Origin of the sequence: Gelria sp. Kuro-4, assembly GCF_019668485.1 — a bacterium.
Taxonomy (GTDB): Bacteria; Bacillota; DTU030; order DUMP01; family DUMP01; genus DUMP01.
The window spans coordinates 2,483,868-2,510,123 of record NZ_AP024619.1; the positions used below are offsets into that span (position 1 = coordinate 2,483,868).

General features: G+C 60.1%; 21 protein-coding genes. 6 read left to right on the plus strand and 15 right to left on the minus strand.

What is annotated here, in order from left to right; genetic code table 11:
* Nucleotides 1-59 precede the first annotated feature (59 nt).
* The 3 genes from K5554_RS12480 to K5554_RS12490 form a co-directional block, all read right to left on the minus strand.
* Entirely contained in the window at nt 60-989 is a 930-nt protein-coding gene (locus K5554_RS12480) for a carbon-nitrogen hydrolase family protein (protein ID WP_221038787.1), read from the minus strand.
* Nucleotides 990-1,023: 34 nt separating this feature from the next.
* On the minus strand, nt 1,024-2,565 hold the full coding sequence (locus tag K5554_RS12485; protein WP_221038788.1) for a hypothetical protein: 1,542 nt from the start codon (nt 2,563-2,565) through the stop codon (nt 1,024-1,026).
* Nucleotides 2,566-2,631: 66 nt separating this feature from the next.
* Nucleotides 2,632-3,543 carry a carbon-nitrogen hydrolase family protein gene (locus K5554_RS12490; protein WP_221038789.1) on the minus strand — a complete coding sequence of 304 codons (912 nt, stop codon included), beginning with the start codon at nt 3,541-3,543 and terminating at the stop codon, nt 2,632-2,634.
* A gap of 386 nt (nt 3,544-3,929) precedes the next feature.
* Here K5554_RS12490 and K5554_RS12495 point away from each other — a divergent pair, with 386 nt between their 5' ends.
* The 5 genes from K5554_RS12495 (at nt 3,930) to K5554_RS12515 (ending at nt 10,031) form a co-directional block, all read left to right on the plus strand.
* Nucleotides 3,930-5,339, plus strand: a complete 1,410-nt coding sequence (locus tag K5554_RS12495; RefSeq protein ID WP_221038790.1) for a sigma-54-dependent Fis family transcriptional regulator — start codon at nt 3,930-3,932, stop codon at nt 5,337-5,339.
* 370 nt (nt 5,340-5,709) lie between these two features.
* Nucleotides 5,710-6,867, plus strand: coding sequence for an iron-containing alcohol dehydrogenase (locus K5554_RS12500; RefSeq protein WP_255565626.1), 1,158 nt, complete (start codon nt 5,710-5,712; stop codon nt 6,865-6,867).
* 135 nt (nt 6,868-7,002) lie between these two features.
* Entirely contained in the window at nt 7,003-7,989 is a 987-nt protein-coding gene (locus K5554_RS12505) for a tripartite tricarboxylate transporter substrate binding protein (RefSeq protein WP_221038792.1), read from the plus strand.
* A gap of 58 nt (nt 7,990-8,047) precedes the next feature.
* The gene (locus tag K5554_RS12510; protein ID WP_221038793.1) at nt 8,048-8,506 is read left to right on the plus strand and encodes a tripartite tricarboxylate transporter TctB family protein; all 459 of its coding nucleotides are present in this window, start codon (nt 8,048-8,050) and stop codon (nt 8,504-8,506) included.
* 16 nt (nt 8,507-8,522) lie between these two features.
* Nucleotides 8,523-10,031 carry a tripartite tricarboxylate transporter permease gene (locus K5554_RS12515; RefSeq protein ID WP_221038794.1) on the plus strand — a complete coding sequence of 503 codons (1,509 nt, stop codon included), beginning with the start codon at nt 8,523-8,525 and terminating at the stop codon, nt 10,029-10,031.
* A gap of 113 nt (nt 10,032-10,144) precedes the next feature.
* Here the strand turns inward: K5554_RS12515 and K5554_RS12520 are convergent, their stop codons facing one another.
* From K5554_RS12520 to K5554_RS12550, 7 genes are all read right to left on the minus strand, one after another.
* Complete coding sequence (locus K5554_RS12520) at nt 10,145-11,068, minus strand: dihydrodipicolinate synthase family protein (protein WP_221038795.1); 924 nt, start codon at nt 11,066-11,068, stop codon at nt 10,145-10,147.
* A gap of 101 nt (nt 11,069-11,169) precedes the next feature.
* Nucleotides 11,170-12,327, minus strand: a complete 1,158-nt coding sequence (locus K5554_RS12525; RefSeq protein ID WP_221038796.1) for a UxaA family hydrolase — start codon at nt 12,325-12,327, stop codon at nt 11,170-11,172.
* A complete protein-coding gene (locus K5554_RS12530) occupies nt 12,324-12,641 on the minus strand; it encodes a UxaA family hydrolase (protein ID WP_221038797.1) in 318 nt (105 codons plus the stop codon). The genes K5554_RS12525 and K5554_RS12530 overlap by 4 nt, the downstream gene beginning before the upstream one ends.
* A gap of 27 nt (nt 12,642-12,668) precedes the next feature.
* Nucleotides 12,669-13,052, minus strand: coding sequence for a 2-keto-3-deoxygluconate permease (locus K5554_RS12535; RefSeq protein WP_370636991.1), 384 nt, complete (start codon nt 13,050-13,052; stop codon nt 12,669-12,671).
* Nucleotides 13,049-13,849 (minus strand): IclR family transcriptional regulator, encoded by an 801-nt coding sequence (locus K5554_RS12540; RefSeq protein WP_221038799.1) that lies wholly within the window; start codon nt 13,847-13,849, stop codon nt 13,049-13,051. The genes K5554_RS12535 and K5554_RS12540 overlap by 4 nt, the downstream gene beginning before the upstream one ends.
* A gap of 237 nt (nt 13,850-14,086) precedes the next feature.
* Complete coding sequence (locus tag K5554_RS12545; RefSeq protein ID WP_221038800.1) at nt 14,087-14,782, minus strand: anaerobic ribonucleoside-triphosphate reductase activating protein; 696 nt, start codon at nt 14,780-14,782, stop codon at nt 14,087-14,089.
* Nucleotides 14,783-14,785: 3 nt separating this feature from the next.
* Nucleotides 14,786-16,900 carry a ribonucleoside triphosphate reductase gene (locus K5554_RS12550; protein WP_221038801.1) on the minus strand — a complete coding sequence of 705 codons (2,115 nt, stop codon included), beginning with the start codon at nt 16,898-16,900 and terminating at the stop codon, nt 14,786-14,788.
* Between the two features lie 281 nt (nt 16,901-17,181).
* Here K5554_RS12550 and K5554_RS12555 point away from each other — a divergent pair, with 281 nt between their 5' ends.
* Nucleotides 17,182-18,276 carry a hypothetical protein gene (locus K5554_RS12555; RefSeq protein WP_221038802.1) on the plus strand — a complete coding sequence of 365 codons (1,095 nt, stop codon included), beginning with the start codon at nt 17,182-17,184 and terminating at the stop codon, nt 18,274-18,276.
* A 101-nt stretch (nt 18,277-18,377) separates the two neighbouring features.
* Here K5554_RS12555 and K5554_RS12560 read toward each other — a convergent pair whose 3' ends face one another.
* The 5 genes from K5554_RS12560 to K5554_RS12580 all read right to left on the minus strand — a co-directional run bounded on the left by K5554_RS12560 (nt 18,378) and on the right by K5554_RS12580 (nt 26,214).
* A complete protein-coding gene (locus K5554_RS12560; RefSeq protein WP_221038803.1) occupies nt 18,378-19,694 on the minus strand; it encodes a folylpolyglutamate synthase/dihydrofolate synthase family protein in 1,317 nt (438 codons plus the stop codon).
* 46 nt (nt 19,695-19,740) lie between these two features.
* Nucleotides 19,741-22,386, minus strand: coding sequence for a valine--tRNA ligase (locus tag K5554_RS12565; RefSeq protein WP_255565404.1), 2,646 nt, complete (start codon nt 22,384-22,386; stop codon nt 19,741-19,743).
* A gap of 510 nt (nt 22,387-22,896) precedes the next feature.
* The gene (locus K5554_RS12570; protein WP_221038805.1) at nt 22,897-23,130 is read right to left on the minus strand and encodes a hypothetical protein; all 234 of its coding nucleotides are present in this window, start codon (nt 23,128-23,130) and stop codon (nt 22,897-22,899) included.
* Between the two features lie 79 nt (nt 23,131-23,209).
* Nucleotides 23,210-24,463, minus strand: a complete 1,254-nt coding sequence (locus K5554_RS12575) for a Ger(x)C family spore germination protein (RefSeq protein ID WP_221038806.1) — start codon at nt 24,461-24,463, stop codon at nt 23,210-23,212.
* The gene (locus K5554_RS12580) at nt 24,460-26,214 is read right to left on the minus strand and encodes a spore germination protein (protein WP_221038807.1); all 1,755 of its coding nucleotides are present in this window, start codon (nt 26,212-26,214) and stop codon (nt 24,460-24,462) included. Before K5554_RS12580 ends, K5554_RS12575 begins: the two co-directional genes overlap by 4 nt.
* Nucleotides 26,215-26,256 lie beyond the last annotated feature (42 nt).

Here is a 26,256-nt window from a genome sequence, read left to right on the forward strand (position 1 = left end):
TTGTTCTCCTTTCAAGAAGTCCCTGCTGGCCACAGCGGCCAGCAGGGACAACTAGGATATCAGTACCGAACTGGTTTCACCAAATGCTCATAGAAGTAAGGCTGCAGGTCATAGCCAGGACGCAGACCGGGGAATTGCGTTCTGGCATTATAGAGAGAGTTAATGTTTAACGTCCCGATAACCATGGCCTCTTCGTCGATTACACCACCAACAATTTCTTCGCCGTCAGGAGTTACGACACAGTTGCCACCAAAGAAGCTCGCCCCTCGGAAAGACCCGACCACATTGCAGTAGGCCTGGAACACGCGGTTTTCCATCGCCCGGGTCTTGAGAAGCAGCGGCCAGCCAGCCTTGAACTCCGTAGGACCAGCAGAGATAGTAAGAATGATCTGCGCCCCCTGAAGCGCTTGAATGCGCGGAATCTCAGGTAGCCAAGCATCCTGACAGATATTAATAGCCATATCCCAACCCTTGATCTTGAAGATTGGAAACCTGGTTCCCGGGGACCAGTAGTTGCCCTCAGTAACCAGAAGATCACCGATACGGAAAGTCGGCAGTGTAATCTTGCTGTAAACACCCATTACGCCTTCTTGCGGTCCGACGACGACAGCAGAGTTCGTGATGAATCCTGGGAATTCGCGAACGGCTACCGGCATGCCCATGACGATATAAATGTCATTCTCTTTCGCAGCCTTTACCAGTTTGTCGGTAACAGGTCCCGGCACAGGCTCAGCTACGTATCGGCTCTCATACTGACCGGTGTAATTAGAAAGATACATTTCCGGAAAGGTTACCAGATCTGCGCCTTCAGCCGCCGCCTCTTTTATTAATTCTAAGGCCTTCTCCAGGTTTGCTGAAACATTACCGATTTCTGAGCTAAGTTGGCACAGTGCAAGAGTAAGGTTTTCTTGAAAACCCATGAGCTTGGCTGGGGTCTCAGGAATGCGGTCTTGAGCCAGACTCCCTCTAACCTTTTTTATGTTAGTCATGACTCCCTCTCCTTTCGTTTATTCTTATCTGCACTTAGCTCTGTATTTGATCAAGCGGCGGAACCAAGGGTTTACTGATGATCATCACTAGCCCAAATATAACGTAACTCAAAATCACCGGTATAGGTGCCGCCAGAAAAGTGATGTTTTGGGCATGCATCAAACCAATCAGGGACAAAGCAGCTCCAAGGAAACTCCAGAGTCCAGCCTTAACCGGTTGATGTTCTATAATTGAAACTAAAATCGAGCCCCAAACAATGCAGGTTAACGGGAAGCCCCAGGCCAAAGTGTTTACAGCGTCTACAAAGACTCCAGCTCCTGCCAGTTGTGTTCCAACCTTTGCCAGGTCAATATTCAAGGCGGTAAATACGGGATTGAATTGTGACTGAACCAGATAAGCCCCGGCAGGAATAAAGGTAAGGAATACCGCTGGCAGATGCCGTCTAGGACTTTCCGTAGCCGCTACTTCTGCGAGCAGGATGGCTAACCAGATGAAGATTCCAGCAATAACACCGCTAGGGATCAGATTCATACCGGCCCAGAGAAGGCCTGTTAATCCGGTAACGAGGTAGATTATGGCTGCCAGGGTAGTGTAGCCACAACGCGCTCCAGCAGCTTTCCATCCCGGGTGCCCTGTCAAAACGAACGTCGGCATCCAGCTGCCTAGAAGGGCTCCGCCAATGGTGGTGAGCAGACTATCCGCTATAAGCACTTCGCGTAGAGAATACTTATCACCTACCGCTTCAGCAGCTTCAAGGTTACTTAGGGTCCACATCATCTGATATCCGACGGTAAGAGGTATGATGAGTGGAGCAAACTTGACGAACGCATCTTTAAGATGGAACAACCCGATAGGGGTAAACCGGAAGAAGTAGAAACCCGGAAACCCTTCGCCGAACCCCGGTACGTAGCCCACCGCGTACCCAATGATCCCACCGAGGATCATGACGATGGCCAGGGGCGGGACGGGTGTCCGCAAACCACCGTACATAGCCAAAAGGACTATGGCCAGGGTTACGAAGGCCACGTACGGCTGCGTAAACAATGTTATGCCGTATGTCGTTCCGACGAAGACCAGAAGAATTCCGCCGATAAACCCTAGTAAAGCCGCCCGAGGCAAAAGACTGCGCAACTTTTCCACAAAAGGCAGCATGACGATCTTTATTATCCCGTAGAGAAGATTACAGGCGAGTCCAAGCCCCCAGGCTAAATTGGCATCTTTAGTTGACAGCCAAGTGGGAAGTACCACAGCGAAAGTAATGGTGAGACTACCTACCAAATCCACGCCTGTACCAGGGAGCGCAGTTACATCGGTACGGCCTTCTTTACGAGCCAGCCTCAATCCCATCCAGGTACAGTACAGCTCACAGGCTACCTGCTGCCAAACAAAAGCCGGGAGGAGATAGAACATGATAATCTTGGCTGGAAAGCCGGCCGCTAGCAGAGGAGCTGCGCAGACAATAGGTATCGCATACTGAGCGAAGAAGAGAAACATGGCACCGTCCCAGTCTCCACGGGTGGCTTTCAACGTACCAAGAACATCTGCCAGGGTTACCTTTTGATGAGTGGTAGGCACATACTAACCTCCTTTCCACTGTTACGGAAGCTACTGCTACCTGGGGGGGCAACTAGGTGAGAGTAATTAGCGTTTATCCCCGAGGCTTACACCCATTTTCGTTAACGGCGTCAGTAGTTCGGGGCGGAAGTCACGAATGAACTTAGCTCCCCACTGGGCTTGACGAACCAAATCAGTATCAATTTCTGCCACAACGAGATCAGGCTCCTGGATCTTCCCTATCGCGACCAACCGCCCGAATGGATCAGCAACGTGGGATTCGCCCTGGAAAGTTGCCTCCATCGGAATACCCCGGTACTCGAATCTTTCTGTACCACACTTGTTGGCAGCTATAACAAAAACGCCATTTTCCCAAGCATGGACCCTGGTTACATCTTTAAGAATATCGTGCTCGATGTCCGTGACAGGCGATGGGTGGTTAAAGACCTGGACTACCAGCTGAGCACCCCGGAAAGCAAAAACCCGGATGAATTCAGCATAAACGGCGTCCTGGCAAACCTCTATGCCAATGTTCCCGATATCAGTCTTAAATACCGGGAGATCATCCCCGCGACGGAAGATCTCCGCTTCTTCGATTAAAATAGGATTTCCTGCAGGATCGGTCCAAGTATGAACATAGAGAGGCAGTACTGCCTTGGAATAGATCCCGGCCACCTCACCACGTCGGTTGATCAGAACGGCTGAATTGTAGACTACACCCGGCAGTTCTGAATCGCGGCGACAGATCCCGGCGATCAGATTAAAACCGTAGCGCTGAGCAACAGCGCCCCATTTGTCCGTAACCGGCCCAGGTACAGGTTCAGCTAACTCTAGGTGCTTTTCGCCAGCAGCATATCCTGTTGTAATCAATTCCGGGAGAACAACTAGATCTGGCTTTTCCTTTCCGGCCCGTTCCAACCATTCCAAACTAAGTGAAACATTTTTCTCCTTGTCCCCCAGTTCCGTCGCATACTGGCAAAGTGCCAGCCTAACTTTCATTCGCTTCACATCCTTTCTATGTGTTTATGAACGTCTGATAGCGGGTTCCAAAACAGCTTCTCCTCCACCTCCAGTTCAAAAGTTGACCTAGTTGAGCTGCAGCGCTCACCCCCTTATGCCAAATGTTTTTTCATTCTTCTAGAGGATTTCAGCCCAGGAACGACGAATTTGTGGGGTCAAAGTTGTAAAACAAATTTTAAGCCTGCTTTTTGTGCTACCTAACCTCTTCGCATTACTCACGTTTGAAAAACCTAGTTGCAATTACTGTGCCAAGCTAGCAGGCATCAACTTAGGCAGGGCCGCAAAATCCTATTAGGTGCTTTAGTGATGCAACCTGATTTGTGATGCAGAAATGCATCATTGTCGTGGAATAGTGAGGTGGTAGCATGGTGATAAAGGAAGACATCCTTGGGAAAGACACCCTGATCCAAATACTGGATTACTTTCCTGATGGTATAGCTGTCACCGATGCCCAGGGAAATTATCTTCTAGTTAACCGTGCTTATGAGACACTTGCGGGAATCAAGGCCGAAGAGGTCATCGGACGTAATGTTCAGTTCCTGTTAGACCAAGGCTATATTTCGCCTCCTTCGGTCAGCCAGCTCATTCAGAAAACCAAGAGAAGCATCAGCAGCATGCAGAAATTTAAACGTACAGGCAGGGAATTGTTGATAACTGGAAACCCCTTGTTTAATAAGCAAGGGGATTTGGTTCTGATTATCGCAACACTAAGGGATATGACCGAACTCAACCACTTAAAGCAGGAACTGGAGAAGCGAAGTCGTGAGTCAGAGGTGTACCAAGCGGAACTCGATATTCTCCGCCGGCAGCAAAAGGTAGAAAAGGTTATTTACCGGAGCAAGGTCATGTCTCACGTAATCGAACTGGTCAAGCGGGTTGCCCCGTTTGATACCACCATCCTTCTCACCGGCGAATCCGGTGTCGGCAAAGAAGTCATGGCCCGGCTGATCCACGATCTCAGCCCGCGCGCTGCCGAACCCTTTGTTGAGGTCAACTGCGCTGCCATACCGCCGGAACTCATTGAAGCCGAGCTGTTCGGCTACGAGGAAGGCGCCTTCACTGGAGCCAGAAAGCAGGGTAAGCCAGGCCTGTTTGAGGTGGCGCACAAAGGAACCCTGTTTCTGGACGAGGTGGCCGAACTCGCCCCGAAGACCCAAGCTGATCTCCTGCGGGTTCTGCAAGACAAAAAGGTGCGCCGCGTAGGCGGCACCAGCACTTTTGAAGTAAACACGCGGGTCATCGCCGCCACCAACAAGAACTTGGCCGACCAGGTGCAAAAAGGTGCCTTTCGCGAAGACCTTTATTATCGCCTGAACGTGGTCCCCATCACCATCCCGCCGCTGCGCCAGCGCAAGGAGGACATAACGCCCCTCGTGGCCCACTTCGTGGCTAAATGCAACGCCAAGTACGGGCTGAACAAGTCCATTTCTCCGGAGGTACTGCAGTCGTTTTTTCATTACGACTGGCCCGGCAACGTAAGAGAACTGGAACACACTGTGGAGCGCCTGCTCCTTACCTCCACCTCCTCGGAAGTCACATTGTCATCCCTGGCCCAGCAAAACCCCGGTGGGATTACGAGCTTCGAGTTTCTCTCGCTTCAGGGTTATCTCGACAGCATGGAAAGGCGGCTTCTGGAAAACCTCTACTCGTCGCTCGGCAGCACCCGCAAGCTGGCTCAAGTGCTGCAGGTGGACCAGTCCACAGTGGTGCGTAAACTCCAAAAGTACGGCATCACTAAACAAGACCGGGCTAAACATAATCCGGCGAATGACTGATCCACCGTTCCGGTTTGCACCCTGCAGATCGAAGCGAGATAACCTTCCGCAGAACGCTCGCGGGCTCGGGCAACGGCTCACCCCGCACCTCGGCCGCGAAGCGCAGGCAGAGGGCGCGGACCCAGGCGGGTCGCTTTATAACTTAGCCGGCCATCCACTTCGCCGCCTTGACATCGGTCTTGCGCCCAGGTACGGCCTTGATCTGCGAGCATTAACAACGAGGGTTTCGATTTCCGCCAGGGCAGGCAGTTGGCAATCGCCTGACTAATCTTCTAAAAAGAAAGAATACGGGAAATGTGGAAAGGAATTACAAAAAGAGCATAGAATTATACAAGAGTCAATCACTTGCAGCGAGGGGGAAGTCTTTGTGATGGAGCCGGGGCAGAGCTTTACGTGGCAGCTGCCGACTAAAGTTGTGTTTGGCACCGGCGCGGTCCGTAAGATCGGGGAACAGGCCAGGGCGTTAGGGGGAACACGGGTACTCGTGGTTACCGATCCTGTCCTGCGCCGGGTCGGACCGATAGAGGAAACGCGAAAGTACCTGGAGGAAGCCGGCCTGGCCGTGACCATCTACGATGGAGTAGAACCCAATCCCACCATTGAGGTGGTGGAACAGGGCCTTACTCTGGCCCGGGAATTCGCCTGTGACCTGCTGGTGGGTTTGGGCGGCGGCAGCTCTATCGACTCGGCTAAGGCGATCGGCCTTATGCTGAACAATGCCGGCTCCATCAGCGATTACTGGGGCAGGGCGCCGGCCAACCGGGCCGTACCCGTGATTGCCGTGCCGACTACCGCGGGTACGGCCAGCGAGGTCACCTGGGTTACAGTAATCAAGGATGCCAGGCGCAAGGTCAAGATGGGGATCGGCCACCCCAACCTGGCGGCGGCGGTCGCGTTGTGTGATCCGGCTCTCAGCACTACCATGCCTGCGAATGTTACCGCCTCTACCGGGCTCGACGCCCTGACGCACGCGGTTGAATCCTACACCAATACCAGCACGGAGCCGATTTCGGAGGCGCTGGCCTTGGAAGCGATCCGGCTCATCGGCGCCAATCTGCGGCCGGCGGTAGCCAAGGGTGATAACCTCTCGGCCCGCGAGCGGATGCTGCTCGCCAGCCTTATGGCCGGATTGGCTTTTGCCAACACCCGCTTGGGTATCGTGCACGCCATCACCTCGCCCCTGGGGGGGTATTTCCCTGTTCCGCACGGTGTTGTCAACGCCATCCTCCTGCCCTACGCCATGGAGTTTAACCTGATCGGCCACCTGGAAAAACACGCCCGGATAGCGGCGGCCCTGGGTGAAAATGTGCAGGGTCTTTCGCCGGTGGAAGCGGCCGGGAGGTCGGTGGAAGCCGTGAAGAAGCTGGCGAAGGATGTGGGGCTGCCGGCGGGGCTCGGCGAAGTGGGAGTCAAGGAAGAAAGCCTGCCTGAGGTTTGCGCAGAGGCTATGAAAAACGTCAACATCCCTATCAACCCCCGCCGGCCTACGGTAGAGGATCTTATTACCATCTGCAAAAAAGCCATGTAGAAATCTTGGGCTGGTTGTTTGCCCGGCCTGAGATCGGTCATGGGTTCTGGAACGCCGCGCCGCTGAAAGGAGGTGAGCTGAGTTCCCGGCTTGGAACAGCGTACTGACGGTCAAAAGTGAAGGGGGGAGAAGGTTGTGTCAGGCAAAAAAAGAATCGTTTGGGTGTTGCCCTCTCTGGTCATGATTGTTGCCCTGGTTGCCGGGTGCTCCAGTTCGCCGCAGCCGGCTGAGACAAAATTTCCGGAGAAACCAGTGACCATTATTTGCCCCTGGGCTGCGGGCGGAGGAACCGACGCGGTGGCGCGCGGGTTGGCGAAGGCGGCGGAGGCCCACCTCGGCCAGCCGATCACGGTCGTGAATCAAACCGGTGGGGGCGGTGCCACCGGGCACGGCGCGGGCGTTTCGGCCAAGAACGACGGCTACACGGCCACGATAATCACCTTTGAATTGTTGTCCCTCCCGCCACAGGGGCTGGTTCCCTTTACTTACAAGGACTTTGACCTGCTGATGCGCGTGAATATGGACCCGTCGGCGCTGACGGTAAAGGCGGACGCCCCCTGGAATTCGGTCCAGGAGTTTCTCGAAGCGGCCAAGGCTGAACCGGGCGAACTGAAGGTGGGCAATTCGGGCCCGGGCTCGGTGTGGCATATTGCCGCCGGCCTCCTGGAACAAAAAGCAGGTGTCAAGTTCACCCATGTGCCCTACGATGGGGCGGCACCAGCCGTGGCGGCGCTGGTCGGCGGCCATATCGAAGCGGTTACTGTGAGCCCGGCCGAGGTTGCGGGGCAGGTTCAGGCTGGTAACCTGAAGATCCTGGGGATCATGAGCGATGAGCGCATCGAACAATTCCCGGACGTCCCGACCTTAAAAGAGGCGGGATTGGACGTGGTCTTTGGGACCTGGCGCGGCCTAGCCGTTCCCAAGGGAACGCCCGCTGCCGTCAAGGACATCCTGGGGGCGGCCTTTAAGGCGGGTTACGAAGAACCGTCCTTTGAGGAGTTTGCCAAGAAGGCCGGTCTCGGGCTCGCCTATCAGCCGGCCGACGAATTCACCAAGTTCCTCGACGAACAGTCCGTGCGCGTGGCAGAGGTAATGGATGCGCTGGGTATGGTAAAGAAATAGTCAAAGGAGGTAGGGTGCCTGAACAGGCACCCTACCGGAATCAACATGAGGTGGTCACATGAAGAAGCCGGACATCGCGGCCGGATTCCTGGCCCTTGCGTTGGCAACCTACGTTTTTTTCGAGACCGCGCATTTTCCCCCGGACTCAGTGTTACTTCTGGGACCGGCTTTCTTTCCGCGCCTGCTGGCCGGCGGGCTGAGCATACTGGCCGCCGCACTGATCGGGATGGCGCTGGCCGGTAGATCCTCCTCCACAGGACCAGAGTTTGACTTCGCCGGCGGCGGCATGCGGCGGGCGCTCCTGGCGCTGGTGGGAGCCGGAGTTTATACGCTGCTCTTGCCCGGTTTGGGTTTTGTTCCGGCCAGCATCCTCTTCCTCATCTATCTGATGGTCTTGCTGCAGCTGAAAAATTACGTGAAGGTGCTCGGCGTTTCCATCGCGGTGACAGCGGCCGTGTTCTTCGTGTTCCATACAGTGCTTAAAATCGCGTTGCCCCTGGGGCTCCTGGCGCGCTAGTTGGGGGGAGGTAAAGATGGACTTTGATCTTCTCTGCCGGGGCTTTCTTCAGGTCTTTCACGTGAGCAACCTCTTGGTGGTGCTTCTTGGGGTGGTCGGCGGGGTTGTCGTCGGGGCCTTGCCGGGTCTGACCGCAACCATGGGCGTGGCGCTCTTGGTGCCTTTTACCTTCGGCCGGCCGGTGTTACAGTCCATGGTGATGTTGCTGGGGATCTTCTGCGGCGCCATCTACGGCGGCTCCATCTCCGCCATTCTCATCCATACTCCCGGCACCCCGGCCGCCGCGGCGACGGTTCTCGACGGCTACCCGCTGGCTTTGCAGGGCAAAGCAGGGAAGGCGATACGCATGTCCACTGTGGCCTCCGGCATCGGAGGAATGTGCGGCGCCTTGATCATGACCTTCCTCTCACCCCCGATTTCCCGGGCGGCACTCGCTTTCAGCGCTCCGGAGTACTTCGCCCTGGCGGTTTTCGGGCTCAGTATCATCATCTCGGTATCGGGCAGGTCCTTGGTGAAAGGACTCATCGCGGGCCTCTTCGGCCTGCTGCTTTCTACCGTTGGTCTGGATCCCACCTCCGGGTACCCGCGTTTCACCTTCGGTTCGATGGATCTTTACGGCGGGCCTGCCTTTATCCCCACCCTGATCGGCCTTTTCGCGTTATCTGAGGTCTTTCTCAATATCGAGACGCTCTTCAAAGCGCAAGAGGTCGGCGGCAGGCTCACCGACATGTCGCTCAGCCTCAAGGAACTCTCCCCCTGCCTCAAGACGATCTTCCGCTCCACTATTTTAGGCACCTTTATCGGCGCCGTCCCGGGAGCCGGGTCGGACATCGCCGCTTTTGTCGGTTACAGTGAGGCCAAGCGTGACTCCAAGCATCCGGAGCTTTTCGGCACCGGCACTCTCGAAGGGGTTGCCGCCGCAGAAGCGGCGAACAACGCCTGCACCGGCGGGGCCATGATTCCGATGCTCAGCCTGGGGGTGCCCGGGGACGCGGTAACGGCCGTCTTGCTGGGGGCACTCATTTTACAGGGGCTGCAGCCGGGGCCGATGCTGTTCCGCGAGCACCTGGATCTTGTGTACGGCATTTTCGCCGGCATGATACTGGCGAACCTGGTTATGTTTCTTGTCGGGATGTTCGGCGCCCGCTACGTGGCCCAGATCATCAACGTGGACAGAAGGATTTTACTGCCGGTTATATTCCTGCTTTCCCTCGTCGGCTCTTTTGCCATGCGCAACAGCTTGTTCGACGTTTGGCTGGCCTTGGGGTTTGGTATTCTGGGTTACTTGATGTCCAAGTACAACTTCCCGGCTTCGCCCATCTTGCTTGCACTGATCCTTGGCCCCATGGCGGAAAGCAACCTGCGGCGAACCCTGATCATGTCCCAAGGCGATTGGCGGGTCTTTGGGACGCGCCCCATCAGTCTCGTCATGCTGGGGCTGGCCCTTGTTTCCGTTGTTACCACCCTCATTAAGGAACAGCGCGCCCGGGCAGCCCTGAAGCAGGCCGGACTCCGGCTTCAGTGACCGGGCATGTGGGCAATTATTCCAGCCGTCGCGTGCCCGCCGCCAAGAAAATACCGGGACGACAGGCACCCACCACATGCCGCTGCACATAACAACGGATACGCCGCTACGCCTTATTGTCTGCTGACGGCCGTTGCTTCCTTGACCTTCTGCAAGATCCTACTTACCTGCTTCTTCCTTTCTTCATTAAGCGAACCGGCGGACTGGCGGACAAACGATTCTATGCCAACGCCCCGCTGCTTACATGCTTCTTTAATGACGCCAATGGGAGGATTATCCAAGGCATAGACCTCAAGCAGCGGAAGCAGGGTTCTGTGCCACTTCAGGCTCTCGGCCGGATTCCCCTTAACAAAGCTCTCATAGAGCCCTACGGTAACTTCTGGATAGAAGTTGGCTGTTCCTGGAATGGCTCCATCCCCGCCCATGGCCAGGGTATTGAACAGATGGTCATCGAAGCCGACCAACACCGAGAACTCCGGCTTAACGGCCTTAACCTCCAAGATTAACTGGCGGACATAGGTTATGCTGTCTACGCTCGCCTTTATGCCTACGATATTTGCGAAGTCGGTCGCCAGGCGCTTCACAAGTTGGGGCGACATTTGTTGGCCCGTCAGGGCGGGAAAATGATAGATAAGCACAGGAATGTCAACGGCTTGGGCAATGGCCGCAAAATAGTCGTACAGGTTCTCCTCGGTAAGGCCCCAGTAGTAAGGAGTTACAACCAGTACACCATCCGCTCCAACGTCCTTGGCATGCCGGGTCAGGTCGATCGCTTCGCGTGTGTTGCAGCTTCCCGTGCCGACCAGCAAAGGAACTCTCCCGTTGATGTACTTTGCGGCGAACTCGCTGAAGGATTTTCTTTCTTGGGCGTCGAGGCGGCTGAATTCACCCATGCTGCCGAGAATAAAGATGCCGTGTACCCTGCTGCCGATGAGGAAATCAATGAGCTTTTCATTGCCTTCCCAGTCAAAAGTTCCATCCTCTTTGAAAGCCGTCAGCATTGGCGGTATAACCCCATGGAATCTCGTGCCGGACATCAATTCACGCTCCTTATCTTAATGAAACACTTGTTTTATGGATAACCGACCCCCTGCCCCTCTTAAAGGAGGGGCAGGGGTGCTCTTTTGGCGGCCACTTTTTATTGGGTCGGTCCGATGCGATTGATGCCAAAATCGCCGAAACCCAATTGCTCAGCTTTGGTCAGTTTTCCCCGGCATACTTCTACAAGCTCGGCAAAGATCCTCTCCCCTACTTCGCGAACCGTGCTCGTCCCCTCGATAATCCCGGCAGCACTGATGTCGATGTTGTCCTCCATCGTCCGGCAGGTGTTGCCGTTGCCGCACACCTTAATTGTCGGTGCGATGGGGCAGGCCGTGGGCGTGCCGCGTCCAGTGGTGAACACAATTATCTGTGCCCCGCCCGCAGCCATGCCGGTGATGGATTCGATGTCGTTACCGGGTGTGTCCATAATGACAAGGCCTTTCTTCGTCGGCTTGTAGGCGTATTCAATGACCTCCTGGACCGGGGCCAAACCGGCTTTGTGGACGCAACCCAGGGATTTTTCCTCCAGGGTGGAGAGCCCGCCTTTTTTGTTGCCTGGTGACGGATTCGCCAGGCGGATGTCTTCTCCCATGCGAAAGGCACTTTCTTCTGCCCGCTTGACGATCTCAATGACCCGCTTTGCCACTTCCGGGCTGACCGCCCGCTCCGCCAGCAAATGCTCGGCGCCTATCAATTCCTGGGTTTCAGAGAGTATGGCCGTACCGCCGTGTTCCACCAGCAGATCACTGGCCACACCGACCGCCGGATTCGCCGCAATGCCTGATGTTGTGTCCGACCCGCCACATTCCAAACCGAGGATAATCTCGGACAGGTCATGTTCTTCCTTTTCCTGCAGTGACAAGTCGGCCAGCATCTTGCGCCCGATCCTAACGCCTTCACTTACGGCGTTGATCGTTCCACCCGCCTCTTGTATGACAATGCAGGCCACCGGTTTACCTGACTTTGCGATGCCTGCGGCAACTTCCTGGGGCTGAACATTTTCGCACCCTAAACCGACAACGATGCAGGCTCCGACGTTGGGGTTGGTACCAAAGCCGACCAACGTTCTCTTTGTTTGTTCGCCATCGATGGGAAACTGCGAGCAGCCGTGCTGGTGGGTGATACCCACCGCTCCCGGAAGTTGCTGGGCAATCCTTTGTACCGTGTTGTTTGCGCAGACGACCGACGGTATTATGAGTAAGTAATTCCTAATACCTACCGTACCGTCCGGCCGGGTATAACCTTTAAATTTCACCTTACATCCTCCTTCGCCGCCGTGTCTCCTCTTCCCCGGATGCCTTCAATGTTGTGATCGTGAACATGGGCGCCCTTTCTTATCTTTCGACTTGCTTTACCGATCGTCTGGCCGTACTTGATAACCTTGTCCGCTGTCTCCAGGTCGCGTACGGCAAATTTATGTCCGAACGGAATGTCCTCCAGTAGTTCTATTTCCTCCTCAAAACCCTCACCCTTAACCAGCGCCCGCTGCCCTTTTACGAGGTCTCTGATTGCCACCGCAACATTGTCCCGCTGGTTGATAAGCAAAGCATCGTGTTTTCTCTCGGCCATCTCAGCCACCTCCAAGAACTAAGTCGGTTACGCCGTCGCCTGCCTGGGTTGTTCTTCGATGCGCGGCGAACCCCCCTTCGGTGTAAGGTCTTTTGCAGAGCCAAAATGTTTTGCGGCCCACGTGGTAAGGATCGGTACCAGAATAGCGGTTATGACAACCGAAGCACCTGCCGCAGCCGTCGCTTGGGCCACATAAGGCTGCCAGGAAGGATCGACCATCGCCACGGCTGCCGGCGTAGCCACCGAGTTGCCGGCGGAGCTGGCCACCGCTGCCCCGGCATAACCGGGACGTTTAAGGACCGTTCTGTCTGCCAGTATGCAGAAGAGACCCGATATCACCACTGTCAGCAACCCCAAGATTAGGCCGGAAATCCCGCCACTTAAGCACCTCCCTTCTGCCGTTAGGCTTATACGCTTTGGGCACGATAGCCCAACGCGCTGGAGATTTGCAGGGCATAATCCACCACAACCTCGGCCAACTCCATCACCCTGGAATCCGTTAGTCGGAAGACAGGACCGGACACGCTGAGCGCTGCTATTATCTTGCCTTCATGATCCCGGATGGGCGCTGCGACGCAACGCAGGTTGTTCATTGACTCTTCGTTGTCGATGGCATAGCCCTGCTCCCGGACCCTGGCCAGCTCCTGTTCCAGTTTGTCTGGATCAGTTATTGTGTTTTTCGTCAGCCGAACTAAGCCCCTTTCGGAAATAAGCTGCCGCCGACTCTGAACCGGAAGTTCCGAGAGCAAGACTTTCCCCAATCCGCTGCAGTGCGGCGCCAAACGTGATCCAATCTTGGTCGCGATGTAAATGGATTGCTGAGATTCCTTCTTGTCGATGTAAAGAACCTCTCCCTGATCCAAGATAGCCAGCTGCACTGTCTCCCCCACCTCGTTACCCAGCTTGATGAGATAGGGGGAGGCCACCGTTCTAACGTCGGCGATGGCGGTGACCTTGTTACCGATCTCAAACAAGCGTATTCCCAAGGTGTACTTTCCCGTATGCGAAGACTGCCTTACGTAGCCGTAATCCCTCAGGGTCGATAGAATGCCATGCACGGTGCTTTTCGCCTGTTCCAGGTCTCGTGCGATTTCGCTCAAGGAAAGCTCCCTCCCCTTGGCGGCGAGGAGCTCCAGTATGTTTATTGCCTTGACCACCGACTGAATGTGATTCGCGCTTTCCAGTTCCTTTCTCGCAACTTCCCTCATGGCAATCTCCTTCATAAGGGCGTTTTGTTCGGCAATGCCGAATACTATTCTGCATTACCGAAACACAGCAACTATTCTCCGGTCCACCGGGGTATTCCTGCCACTGGCGGGCAGGTTTTGTTCGGCTATAGCGAAATTTGTTTTGAAACTCCAGGAACCAAGCAAAAAAGAGGCCCCGGGCGGCAAATCCCGCCGGGGCCAAAGCAACAAAAAGAAAACCTGGGTCTTTCACCCAGGTCAGCCGCGCACTTCCACTACTTTAATCTGTTCCCGGAGCTTGGCCGCTACTTCTTCCAGGAAGGAAGCCGCACAGGGCGGCGTCGCCTCCAGCTCCGGGCTGATGAGCGGGTGCGTCGGCCGGAAGGGCTGCAGCACGTACTTCTCGCTGCCGGCGAGCTCTGCGCCGAGGGCGAGGAGGTCTTCCGCCGTCAGGAGCCCTGGCACCACCGTGGTGCGAAACTCGTAGGCCGGGGCCACCGACCGGATCAGTTCTATGCTCGCCCGGACAGCCTGGAGGTCCACCGGGCGGCCGGCCAGGAGGCCGTACTTCGCCCGCGGCGCCTTCACGTCCATGGCCACGTAATCGAGGAGCCGCTCGGCCAGGAGGGTGCGCAGCGCTTCCGGGCGAGTGCCGTTGGTGTCGAGCTTCACTTTCAGGCCGGCCCGTTTCAGGCGGCGGAGAAACGCGGGCAGCTCCGGCGCCAGGGTGGGCTCTCCTCCCGTGACGCAGACCGCCGGCACCAGCCGACGCCGCCTCAGGATAAAGGCCAGAACTTCCTCCAAGCTCTCATCAGCGGTTGCGGCCGCCTCTAGCACCAGGCCGGCGTTGTGGCAAAACGGGCAGCGGAAGTTGCAGCCGCCGAAAAAGACGGTGCTGCAGATGTTCCCCGGGTAGTCCACCAGGCTTACGGGTACGAAGCCCTTGATCCCCACGCCCTACTCGCTCCCTGCCGCCGCCTGCGCGATGCCCGCCGGCTCCACCTGGAAGGTAGAGCGCTGGCGGAACTCTTCCTTCTTGCCCTTGTTCCAGTTCTTCACCGGCCGGTAGTAACCCACCACCCGGCTCCAGATCTCCGTTTCAGCGCCGCACTCCGGGCAGCTCGGCCGCTCGCCGGTGAGGTAGCCGTGCTCCGGGCAGACGCTGAAGGTGGGAGTGAGCGAGAAGTACGGCAGGTGGAAGTGCTCGAACACAGTGCGGATTACCTGCTCACAGGTCTTGATGTCCGTGAGGCGCTCACCCAGGAAGGCGTGGAACACCGTACCGCCGGTGTAGCGCACCTGGAGCTCGTCTTGGTGCTCCAGCGCGGCGAAGAGGTCCAGCCCGTGGTTGACGGGCAGTTGCGTGGAGTTGGTGTAGTACGGTTCCCTTTCGCCCGCTGTGATGATATCCGGGTACAGCTGTTTATCCAGCCGGGCCAGCCGGTAGCTGGTGCCTTCCGCCGGGGTGGCCTCCAGGTTGAAGAGCTGCCCGGTTTCTTCCTGGAAGTCCCGGAGCTTTTCCCGCATGAACTCCAGCACGCGCAGGGCAAACTCCCGGCCCGCCGGCGTTTCGATCCCCGCGCCCAAGAGGTTCAACGCTGCCTCATGCAGGCCGACGATGCCGATGGTGTTGAAGTGATTCTCCCAGTAGTGGCCGAAGGTTTCCTTCACATGGCGCAGGTAGAAACGGGAGTAAGGGTAAAGCCCCTGCTCGGTGAACTTTTCCAGAGCCTTGCGCTTCAGAAGCAGGCTCTCTTTAGCCAGATTCATCTGCCGGGTTAGGAGGGAAAAGAATTTTTCCTCGCTCCGGGCGAGATACCCGAGGCGCGGCAGGTTGATCGTAACCACCCCGATGGAACCGGTTAAGGGGTTGGCGCCGAACAGGCCGCCGCCGCGCCGCCTGAGCTCGCGGTTATCGAGGCGGAGCCGGCAGCACATCGAGCGCACGTCCTCCGGCTTCATCTCTGAGTTGATGAAGTTGGCGAAGTAGGGGATGCCGTATTTGGCGGTCATGGCCATGATCTTATCAGCCACCGGCGTCCCCCACGGAAAGTCACGCGTGATGTTGTAAGTGGGGATGGGGAAGGTGAAGATGCGGCCCTTGGCATCGCCTTCGGTCATGACCTCACAGAAGGCCATGTTCACCATGTCCATCTCTTTTTGGAAGTCGCCGTAGACGGCCTCTTGGCGCCTGCCGCCCACGATCACCGGCTCACCCTGCATGTGGCGCGGCACCCGCACGTCCATGGTGAGGTTGACAAAGGGGGTCTGGAAGCCCACGCGGGTCGGTACGTTGATGTTAAAGATGAATTCCTGCATGGCCTGCTTGACCTCTTTGTAGGAGAGGCCGTCGTAGCGGATGAAGGGCGCGAGATAGGTGTCGAAGCCGGCCAGCGCCTGGGCACCGGCCGCCTCGCCCTGCAGGGTGTAGAAGAAGTTGGCGATCTGCCCCAGGGCCGTGCGGAAGTGCTTGGCGGGCGCGCTTTCCACTTTTTGCGCTGCGCCTTTGAAGCCCTGTTCCAGAAGGTCCCCCAAATCCCAGCCGCAGCAGTAGGGGGCAAGCAGGGAAAGATCATGCAGGTGCAGGTCGCCGCTGACGTGGGCATCGCGGATCGCCGGCGGGTAGACCTTTTCCAGCCAGTAGCGCGAGGTCACCGCACCGATGATGTGGTTATTGAGCCCCTGGAGCGAGTAATCCATGTTGCTGTTTTCGTTGACGCGCCAGCTCTCCCCCTCCAGGTAGCGGAGAACGGTTTTCTCCACGTCCAGTACCAGGTGCTCCAAGCTGCGCCACTCGGCGTGCTGCTGCCGGTAGAGGATGTAGGCCTTGGCCGTGCGGGCATGCCCGCGCTCAATGAGGACCTTCTCCACCAGGTCCTGGATGTCTTCCACCTCGGGGATCTCCGTTTGATAGCGGGCCTTAAGGAGTTCTTCCACCTCCAGCGCCAGTTTTTCCGCCCGCCCGCGGTCGCCGCCACCCACCGCCTGTGCGGCCTTGAAGATGGCCGTGGCTATCTTGGAACGGTCGTAGGGCACCAAACGGCCATCGCGTTTTCTGATTCTCTCCAGCATCTTTCCACCTTCCCTTCCAGTGCTGCTGCCACCACCAGAGCCGGGATGTCGGGCCCAACCCACAATATGTAGTGGCACCTTAATTATAGACCCACAACATGGAGACGTCCAGGGGCGCCAAACGTCTTCTGCGGCCGTCAGGAGCACTTACCCGGCCCAGGCCACCCTGCTCGTCCAGGTTGTGGCCCTTTTGCAGACTTGCACCAGGAAGGATTATGGGGGGCCGTAGCGAATCTTTTGGGAGAAAGCCCGCGAGCCTAGCTGTCCGGAGGCGTACCAGCATGAAAAGCCTGAACGTCGGTGTTTCGGCCGCCCTCGTTCTTTGCTTCTTCGTCCTGTCGCCGCTCGTGGCCGCGCCGCTGGCGCCGGCGCCGGCGCCGCCGCTTACGCCCGCTGCCGCGGAAAAAGAGCGGCTCGTCGCTGAGATCCTGGCGCTTGACACCCGGTTGGCGTTGCTCCAGCGCGAGCAAGCACAGGCCGAGGAGCGCATCAAGCAGCTTACGGCTGACCTCAACGGCACCGCCCAGGAAAAAGAACGCCTGACCCGCCAGGCCGCCGGCGAGCAGGAGAACGTGGCCCTCTGGCTGCGCTTTCTGGCCGAAGACGGCACCCTAACCTACCTGGACGTTCTTCTGGGGGCGGCCGATTTCAGCGATTTCCTCACGCGCCTGGACCTGGTGCTTACCATTATCGAAAGCAACGTGGACCGGCTGGAGCAGCTTAAGGCCCTGGCCGCCGCCGTAGCAGCCAAAGAGGAGGAGCTGGCTCAAAAGCAAGCCGAGCTGGCCCAGGCACACGCCGCCATCAGCCGAAACTTGGCAACAGCGCAGGAGCTCCGCCGGGCCAAAGCCGGCGCGCTGGCCGAGGCGGAGAAAAAGCTGGCCGACTTCGCCACTCTCCTCGCGGTAAGCCAGGCCTGGGAAACGGTGCTGCCGGACATCGACCGGCTGCTGTCCCGCCTGGAAGCCGTGCCCTGGGAGCGTGTCCAACCGGACAGCTTGGAGGTGAACTACCTCTTCGGCCAGGCGCACCTGGCCTACCGGGAAGCCACGCTGGCCGGCCTGCTCCAGAGTCCCGAGGACGCGAGCGACAGTTTGGAGCTTACCTGCCTGCCCGGCCGCTTAACCTTAACGCGGCCCGCCGCGGCCGGGCGCCCGGCCTACACCCTAAGCCTGGAGCTCGCCCCCGACGGACGGCGTCTTATGCTTAAACCCGCAGGCATCCGCGTGGCGGGAGCCGACGTTCCCACCCCTACCCTGGCGCTGCTTTTCGCCGGACGGGACCTGGCGCTTACCCTCCCGCTTCCCGCCGGGTTAAAAATCTCCCGGGCCGAAGTGGAAACCGGCGCGCTCAAGGTCACTTTAACCCGGGCATAAAAAGCGGCAGGTGCAGCGCCTGCCGGGAGTGAAGAACACGCAATGAATTCGGTTGAAGGGCTGGTTGGACGGTTGTCGGCAATGTGAAGCCGCGTCCGCCTTTATCTGCATCGCCCTGGAAGAGGGGGGCAAGTAACCAGGTGCCGGCGGGCCGCGCCGGCCATGTAGAGCGAGCCGCACACCAGCACGGCGTCGCCGGGCGCGGCCAAGGCCAGGGCGCGGTCCACCGCGCGCGGGATCTCAGGCTCCACGTACACCGCCGGCACGCAGGCCTTAAGACCCGCCGCCACCTGCTCGGGCGCCGCGGCGCGCGGGCTCGCGGGCCGGGTAACCACCGCCGCCTGGGCCAGAGGGCCCAGGGTCTTTAACACCGCCGACACGTCTTTGTCGCCCAGCATGCCGAGCACGAGGATGAGGCGCCGGCCGGGCAGGTAGGTCCGCACGGTGCGGGCCAGAGCCTGCGCCCCATCGGGGTTGTGGGCGCCGTCGATGATTGCCAAAGGCGCTGTGCGCACCACCTCAAAGCGCGCCGGCCAGCGGGCGGCGGCCAGGCCCCGGCGTACAGCGTCCTCAGGTATAATCGCACCTTGGCTGCCGAGTACCGTCAGGGCCAGGGCGGCGGTGGCGGCGTTGTCCAGTTGGTGCGGGCCGAGAAGCCTGATCTCAAGATCCGGATGAGAGCGGCCGGCTGCCGTAAGGTCAAAGCGCTGGCCGCTTAAATCTTGCCGGCCGGGCACCACCGTGCAGTGGGCCCGCACGCTGAATAGCGGTGCGCCGCGCTCGGCAGCGCGGGCGGTAATGACCCGGGCGGCTTCGTCCTCTTGGGGCGCCAGCACCACCGGGCGCCCGGGCTTGATGATGCCGGCCTTTTCCCGGGCGATCTCCGTCAGGGTGCGGCCCAGCACGGCCACGTGGTCGTAGCTGATGTGGGTGATCACCGCCACCTGCGGCTCCACCACGTTGGTGGCGTCCAGCCGCCCGCCCAGGCCGACCTCGAGGACCAGGTAGTCCACCCGCTCACGGGCGAAGTAGAGAAAGGCCGCCGCCGTCAGCACCTCGAATTCCGTCGCCTGCCCGCCCCCGGCGGCCGCCACCGCCTCGGCCGCCGCACGCACACGCGTGAGGAGCGCCGCCAACTCGTCCGGGGCGACCTCCCTACCGTTCACCTGGAAGCGCTCGGTGTACTCCACCAGGTGGGGTGAGGTGTACAGGCCGGTGCGGTAGCCGGCCGCCGCCAGCACCGCGCTGATCAAGGCGCAGACAGAGCCTTTGCCGTTGGTGCCGGCCACGTGGATCACCTTAAGGCCCTGCTCAGGATGCCCCAAGAGCGCCAACAGCCGCTCAATGCGCTCCAGGCCCGGCCGGCTGCCGAAGCGCGCCAGCGACTCCAACCAGACCGTGGTTTCTTCCCAATCCATCGCCCCACCCTCCATTCCTCAACAGCGGACGCGCTAAACCGCGCCCTTACGCCTCGAGCTGGCTGAGACGCAGCTTCAGGCGGGCCAGCTTGTCGCGGTAGCCGGCCTCCTTCTCGCGCTCCTTGGCCACCACCTCGGCCGGCGCCTTGTTCACAAAGCCAGGGTTGGAAAGCAGCCGCTCGCTGCGCGCCACCTCGGCCTCCATGGCGGCGATCTCCTTCGCCAGCCGCGCCTTCTCCTTCTCGATGTCCACCAGGTCGGCCAGGGGCAGGTAGGCCTCCACGCCGCTGGCGATCACGCTCACCGCCCGGGCCGGTTTCTTCTCGCTCACAGGGCCGACGGCCACCTCGCCGGCGGCGGCCAGCGCCTCCAGGTAAGCCCGCCCGGCTTCCAAGGCGGCTGCGGCTTGGTCGTCCGCCTGGATGATAACCCGCGCCTTGCGGCTGGGCGGCACCTCCATCTCGGCGCGGGCGTTGCGGATGCCGCGGATGAGCTGCTGCAGCAGGCCGAAGTCCCGCTCGGCGGCCTCATCGCGCGCGGCGAGCGCCGCCGGCCAGGGCGCCACCACGATGCTCTCGCCCGCGTGCGGCAGGTGCTGCCAGATCTCCTCGCTGATGAAGGGCATAAAGGGATGCAGCAGCCGCAGCGTCCGCTCCAGGACCTCCCAGAGCACGTACTGGGCAGTCCGCCGCGCCCTTTTATCCTCACCGTAGAGGCGCAGCTTCGCCACCTCCACGTACCAGTCGCAGAACTCATCCCAGATGAAGTCGTAGAGGGTGCTGCCCGCCCCGCCCAGGTCGTAGGCCTGGATGAGCTCCGTCACCCGGTCCCGCGTGGCGCTGAAACGGCTCCGGATCCAGCGGTCGGCCAGGGTGTACGTAAGCTCCGCCGGGTTCACCGCGGCCGGATCGAAATCCTCCAGGTTGAGGAGGGCAAAGCGCGCCACGTTCCAGACCTTGTTGGCAAAGTTGCGGGTCGCCTCTACCTTGTCCCAGTGGAAGCGCAGGTCGTAGCCGGGAACGCTCGCGGTGATGAGCATAAAGCGCAGGGTGTCGGCGCCGTACTTCTCGATCACCTCCAGGGGGTCGATGCCGTTCCCGAGGGACTTGCTCATCTTGCGGCCCTCGGCGTCCAGCACCAGGCCGTGGATGAACACGTTGCGGAAGGGCACGTCGTCTTGAAAAGCCAGGGCCATGAAGATCATACGGGCCACCCAGAAGAAGATGATGTCCCGCCCGGTGACGAGGACCGAGGTGGGGTAGAAGTACTTCAGGTCCGCCGTCTCCTCCGGCCAGCCCAGGGTCGAGAAGGGCCAGAGGGCGGAGGAGAACCAGGTGTCGAGGACGTCAGGGTCCTGCTCGATGCGGGTGCTGCCGCAGCGCGGGCACGCCGTGAGGTCCGTGCGGCTCGCCGCCTCCGCCCCGCACTCCCTGCAGTACCACACCGGAATGCGGTGGCCCCACCAGAGCTGGCGTGAGATGCACCAGTCGCGGATGTTCTCCAGCCAGTTGATGTAGATCTTGGTGAAGCGCTCGGGGATGAAGCGGATGCGCCCGTCGCGCACCGCCGCCAGCGCCGGCTCGGCCAGGGGCTTCATCTTGACGAACCACTGGCGGGAAAGGAGCGGCTCGATCACCGTACCGCAGCGCGAGCAGTGGCCCACGGCATGCGCCAGGTCTTCGATTTTGACCAGGTAGCCGCCCTCCTCCAGTTCCTTCACCAGCTGCTCGCGACACGCGTAACGGTCCAGCCCGGCGAACTTGCCTGCCGCCTCGGTCATTTTCCCGTCGAGACCGATGACCGTGATCTCCTCCAGGCGGTGGCGGCGCCCCATCTCGAAGTCGTTGGGATCGTGGCTGGGTGTCACCTTCACAGCACCGGTGCCGAAGGACGGGTCTACGTAATCGTCGGCGAAAATCGGCAGGCGCCGCCCAACGACCGGAAGAACGGCCTCCTTGCCCACCAGGTGCCGGTAGCGCTCATCCTCCGGGTGCACCGCGATGCCTGTATCGCCCAGCATGGTCTCCGGGCGGGTGGTGGCCACGGTGATGTAGCCCTCGCCCTCCGCCAGCGGGTAGCGGATGTACCAGAGCTTGCCAGGCGTGTCCTCGTGCTCCACCTCGATGTCGGAGATGGCGGTGTGGCAGTGCGGGCACCAGTTGATAATGTAATTGCCGCGGTAGATCAGCCCGCGCTCGTAGAGGCTCACGAACACCTCCCGCACCGCCCGCGAGCAGCCCGCGTCCATGGTGAAGCGCTCGCGCGTGAAGTCGCAGGAAGCCCCCAGGCGCTGCAGCTGGCGGATGATCCGCCCGCCGTATTGCTCCTTCCACTGCCATACGCGCTCGAGAAACTTCTCCCGTCCCAGGTCCCAGCGGCTCAGGCCCTCTTTGGCCAGTTCCGCCTCCACGCGGGCCTGGGTGGCAATCCCGGCGTGGTCGGTGCCGGGCAGCCACAGGGTGGGGTCGCCCTGCATGCGATGGAAACGGATCAGGACGTCCTGGATGGTGTTATCCAGGGCGTGCCCCATGTGGAGAGCCCCTGTGACGTTCGGTGGCGGGATAACAATGGTAAAGGGTTCCTTCTCCGGCTCAATCCGCGGCGTAAAGTACCCGCCGTCCAGCCAGAATTTGAACCATTTTTCTTCCACCGCCTGCGGGTCGTAGACGGTGGGAATCTCCTGCGCCGGCACGTCATCATCCTCCTTAAAGCTGTATATGCTCATGGTCCGCGCACCACCAAAGCTTCGCGCCGCTCTTGCTGCTTTGTCCGCCATACCTTGACTCATTCCAGCCAGCCCGCCGGAGCGTGCCGGCAACCTGCCGCAGCCGCACCGGCGGCACCGCCAGCCGTACCAGACGCAGAAAGGCCTCCGATCCGATAAGGACGGAGGCCCCGTGGTACCACCTTACTTCCCCGGCAAGGCACAGCCGTACCAGGCTCTGTGCCGTAACGCGGCGGTGCGGCCGGGGCTAACCCTCGCCCCGGCGGCTCCCGGGCGACCTTCGGTGCCTTCTCCGGAGAAGCCTTACAGCCGCGGGCTTCCCTCTCTGGCCGGTCCAGCCACCTACTCCTCCCGTTCGCAGCCTTTCCCAAAACTCGTTGCCTTTATGATACCCCAGTACCCCGGCACTGTCAAGTGCGCGCCATCCGGTGTGTGCCCCTCATTTCCAGCGCCACAGCAGCCGAGGATAACCCTCGTTCAGATCTTAGGTTTAACGCCGAGGACCCTCTCCGAAAGAGGCCCGAAGACGGCCGCGATGAGTTTGGTGGGATTGGGAAGCTTGACACCCAAGGCTAAAGGAAGGCTGATGGCGACGGCCAGGGCCATAAAGACGGAGAAGGCGATTAGATCCCGCCACTGCTTCTTCTTGATGAGGCGCGGCACTTCAAAGGCGATGATGGCGAGGTAAACCAAAAAGAGCAGAACGATCATGTCTTCCACCTCCTGCCAGGTGCCGGGCACCCGTGTGCAAATCTGCAAAGAACTTTGGAAAGTTGATACCTGACCCCGATTAAGGGGCTTGGGTGGAAAGGGCGCTGCGGCGGATTTTGGCTGTGCTGTCTACTTTGACGGTCAGGTCCTTCAGGCCCTGGGGCCAGTCTTTTTCGAGCTGTTTCCAGAGCCTGGGCTGCCCGCGGTGGATGGCCTCGCCGAAGGCGAAGGGGTCCACCCCCAGGCTCTTGGCCCTGCCCACGGCCGCTTCGATTTCGTTGCGGATCACCGTGGCCGCCTGGCGCTCCAGCGAACGCCGGGGCTCGGGCTTGGTGAGGTCGCCCTGGCAGCCTTGGTCGGCCAGGGCCAGCTCTGTCTTAACTTTGACGGTGATTTCCGGGCGGCCCTCCCGGGCTTTGACTTCGAGCCTGCTGGCGACACGGAAAAGCTCCAGGCCCACGCGGTCGTCTTCTTTGTCCGGGTGCTGGGGGCAGCGGACGTTGATGATGGTGCTGGCGAAGTCCCCCCGCACCCAGTTCAAGCCCCGGGCTTCCGCAGGCTCCAGGAAGCCGACCAGCTTGTCTTTGCGAAAGAGGGCCATGCTCTTAAGCCGCAGGATGCGAACCGGCCGGCCCCCGCCGCCTTCGCTTCCCCCGCCGCCGGCGGAGCCGGCCGTCCCCTGGCCGCCTCCGCCGCCCCCTTGAGCCAGTCCCGGCGGTTCAGGGACAGCCTTAAGCTCCAGGCCCCCGGTTATGGGGTCGGCGCCTGCGGCTGCCATGGCTACGAGGAATTCGTTGATGGAAGATACGCGGGAATGGGCGTTGGCCCGGACCACTTTCTTCAACCCGACCACTTCCAGCCCTACAGTTTTCTCCAGGCTCCCCTGGCTGTCCACAATCAGGTCCTCGGCCCGCCCCCGGCAAACCAGGATGTTTGCGCTGCGCCTTGCTTCCGGGTCGCGGTCCCAAAAATCCAGCACCTCGGTAATGCCGGCGCGAGCCGTCTCCTCGCCTACGATCACCACCGTGCAGTGCGCCCAGTACACACGCCGCGGCACCTTCGCGGCCATGTCACGGATCGCTTGAAATACGGTGTAGCCCTGTCCACGGGCCACCCAGACCTGGCGTATGGGGCCGCCGCCCCCGCCGCCGCCTTCACCGCCTCCGGCGGGTGGGCGAAAAATCTCCGCGGTGAGTCGCCAGAGGTCCTTCTCCTTGTCGACGCCCACCGAGGAGACCAGGGCCAGCTCGTTGATCTCGCGCCGGTCCCAGCAACCGGCGAGAAGAGTGGAGAGGAGAACAAAGGTTAAGCCGAGGGCCAGGGTACGCCTCACTGCCGCTTCCTCCTCACTCGCCGCACACGCCGCCGGGTCGCCTGCCCGGGGCTCGCCGCTTTCCCAGGTACTTTCTCGTTCTCGTCCCGCCGGCCGGCGGCCGCTTTCTGCTCCGTTCCCGTTCCGCCCTTGGCCTCAGCTTCGGCTTCTTCGGCAATGGCACGCCTGTCACCGGGAGCATGGGGTTTCAAGTCGTCCGCCTGGCGCTTCAGGTCTGTGAACCCGACGAGCTCGGGACGGGTACGCATGGCCCACCAGGGCGAACGGAAGACGGTGTCCTTCTGGTCGCGGGGGATGAAGGGAGCGATCCCCGCCAGGTAAGGCACCCCAAAAGAGCGCAGGGTGGTCAGGTGGATCAGAATAAGGAGGAGGCCGGTAAAGATGCCGAAGAGCCCCAGCACCGCTCCAAAGAGGATCATGGGCAGCCGCAGCATGCGCACGGCGATGGCCAGATCGAAAGACGGAATAGTGAAGGAGGAGATGGCCGTGGCTGAAATGACGATCACCATGGCCGCCGAGATCAACCCGGCGCGCACGGCCGCCTCGCCGATGACCAGCGCGCCCACAATACCGATGGCCTGCCCCAAAGGCCGCGGCAGGCGCACGCCCGCTTCCACCAGGAGCTCAAATGTGATCTGCATGAGGAAAGCCTCCACCACGGCCGGGTACGGCACCCGTTCGCGCTGGAGGGCCAGGCTTACGGCAAGCGCCGTCGGGAGCATCTCCTGGTGAAAGGTGGTAATGGCCACGTAGAGAGAGGGAAGGAGCAGGGAAACGAAAAGGCCCAGGTAGCGGAAGGTGCGGATGCCCAGCGCCACCGGCCAGCGCTCGTAGTAGTCCTCGGGAGACTGCATGAAGCCGTTGATGGTAGCGGGCACCGACAGGGCAAAGGGCGTGCCGTCCGTCAGGATGGTAACCTTCCCCTCCAGGAGAGCGGCCACCGAGCGGTCCGGCCGTTCCGTGTGTCCCACCGTTGGAAAGGGAGAAAAGGGTGCGTCCTCGATGAGCTCTTCCAGGTAGCCGCTTTCCAGCACCCCGTCTATCTTGATGCGTTTCAGACGCCGCCGGACCTCTTCTACTATCTTATCGTTGGCGATACCCTTGATGTAGATAATGACCACCTGGGTGTTGGTGAGATCGCCCAGCACCAAGTGTTCAATGCGCAGGTTGGGGTGACGCAGGCGGCGGCGGATGAGGGAAGTGTTGGTGCGCAGGTTTTCCACGTAGCCCTCGCGCGGGCCGCGCACCACAGCCTCGGTGTCGGGCTCGCTGATCTGCCGCTTCTCCCAGCCTTTGGTGTCCATGAGGAGCGCCTGACCCCACTCCTCACCCAGGAGGCAGGTCTCGCCGTTGAGAAGGGCCGTCACCACGTCACCCACAGTGCCGGCGGTGTGGATTTCTCCCACCGGGAGGCCGGCCTCCTGCCAGCGCTGGAGGCTGGTCCCCAGCTTAAGCCCTGCGCGCTCCGCCAAAGGCCGCTTCAGCAGGAGGCTGTCCAGGATCTTTTCCACTTCAGTTTTGTCGGCCAGCCCATCGACATAGAGGGCGACCAAAGTCCCGCCGTCAAGCTTCACTTCGCGGCTCACCACATCGGGACAATTGCCCAGGGCCTCTTTGACAAGCTGGACGGCGGCGGCCAGGTCGGGCGGAACGGAGACTTTGGCGAGTGCTCCGAGCACGGCCTCGGGCTCCGGAAGGTCAAGTGTGCGCTCTGGCTGGCGCTTTGACAGGCGGCGCAAGAAACCCAGCACCGGCCGGCCCCCTCCTCGCGTGAGCTCCGGGCGCGATGAATC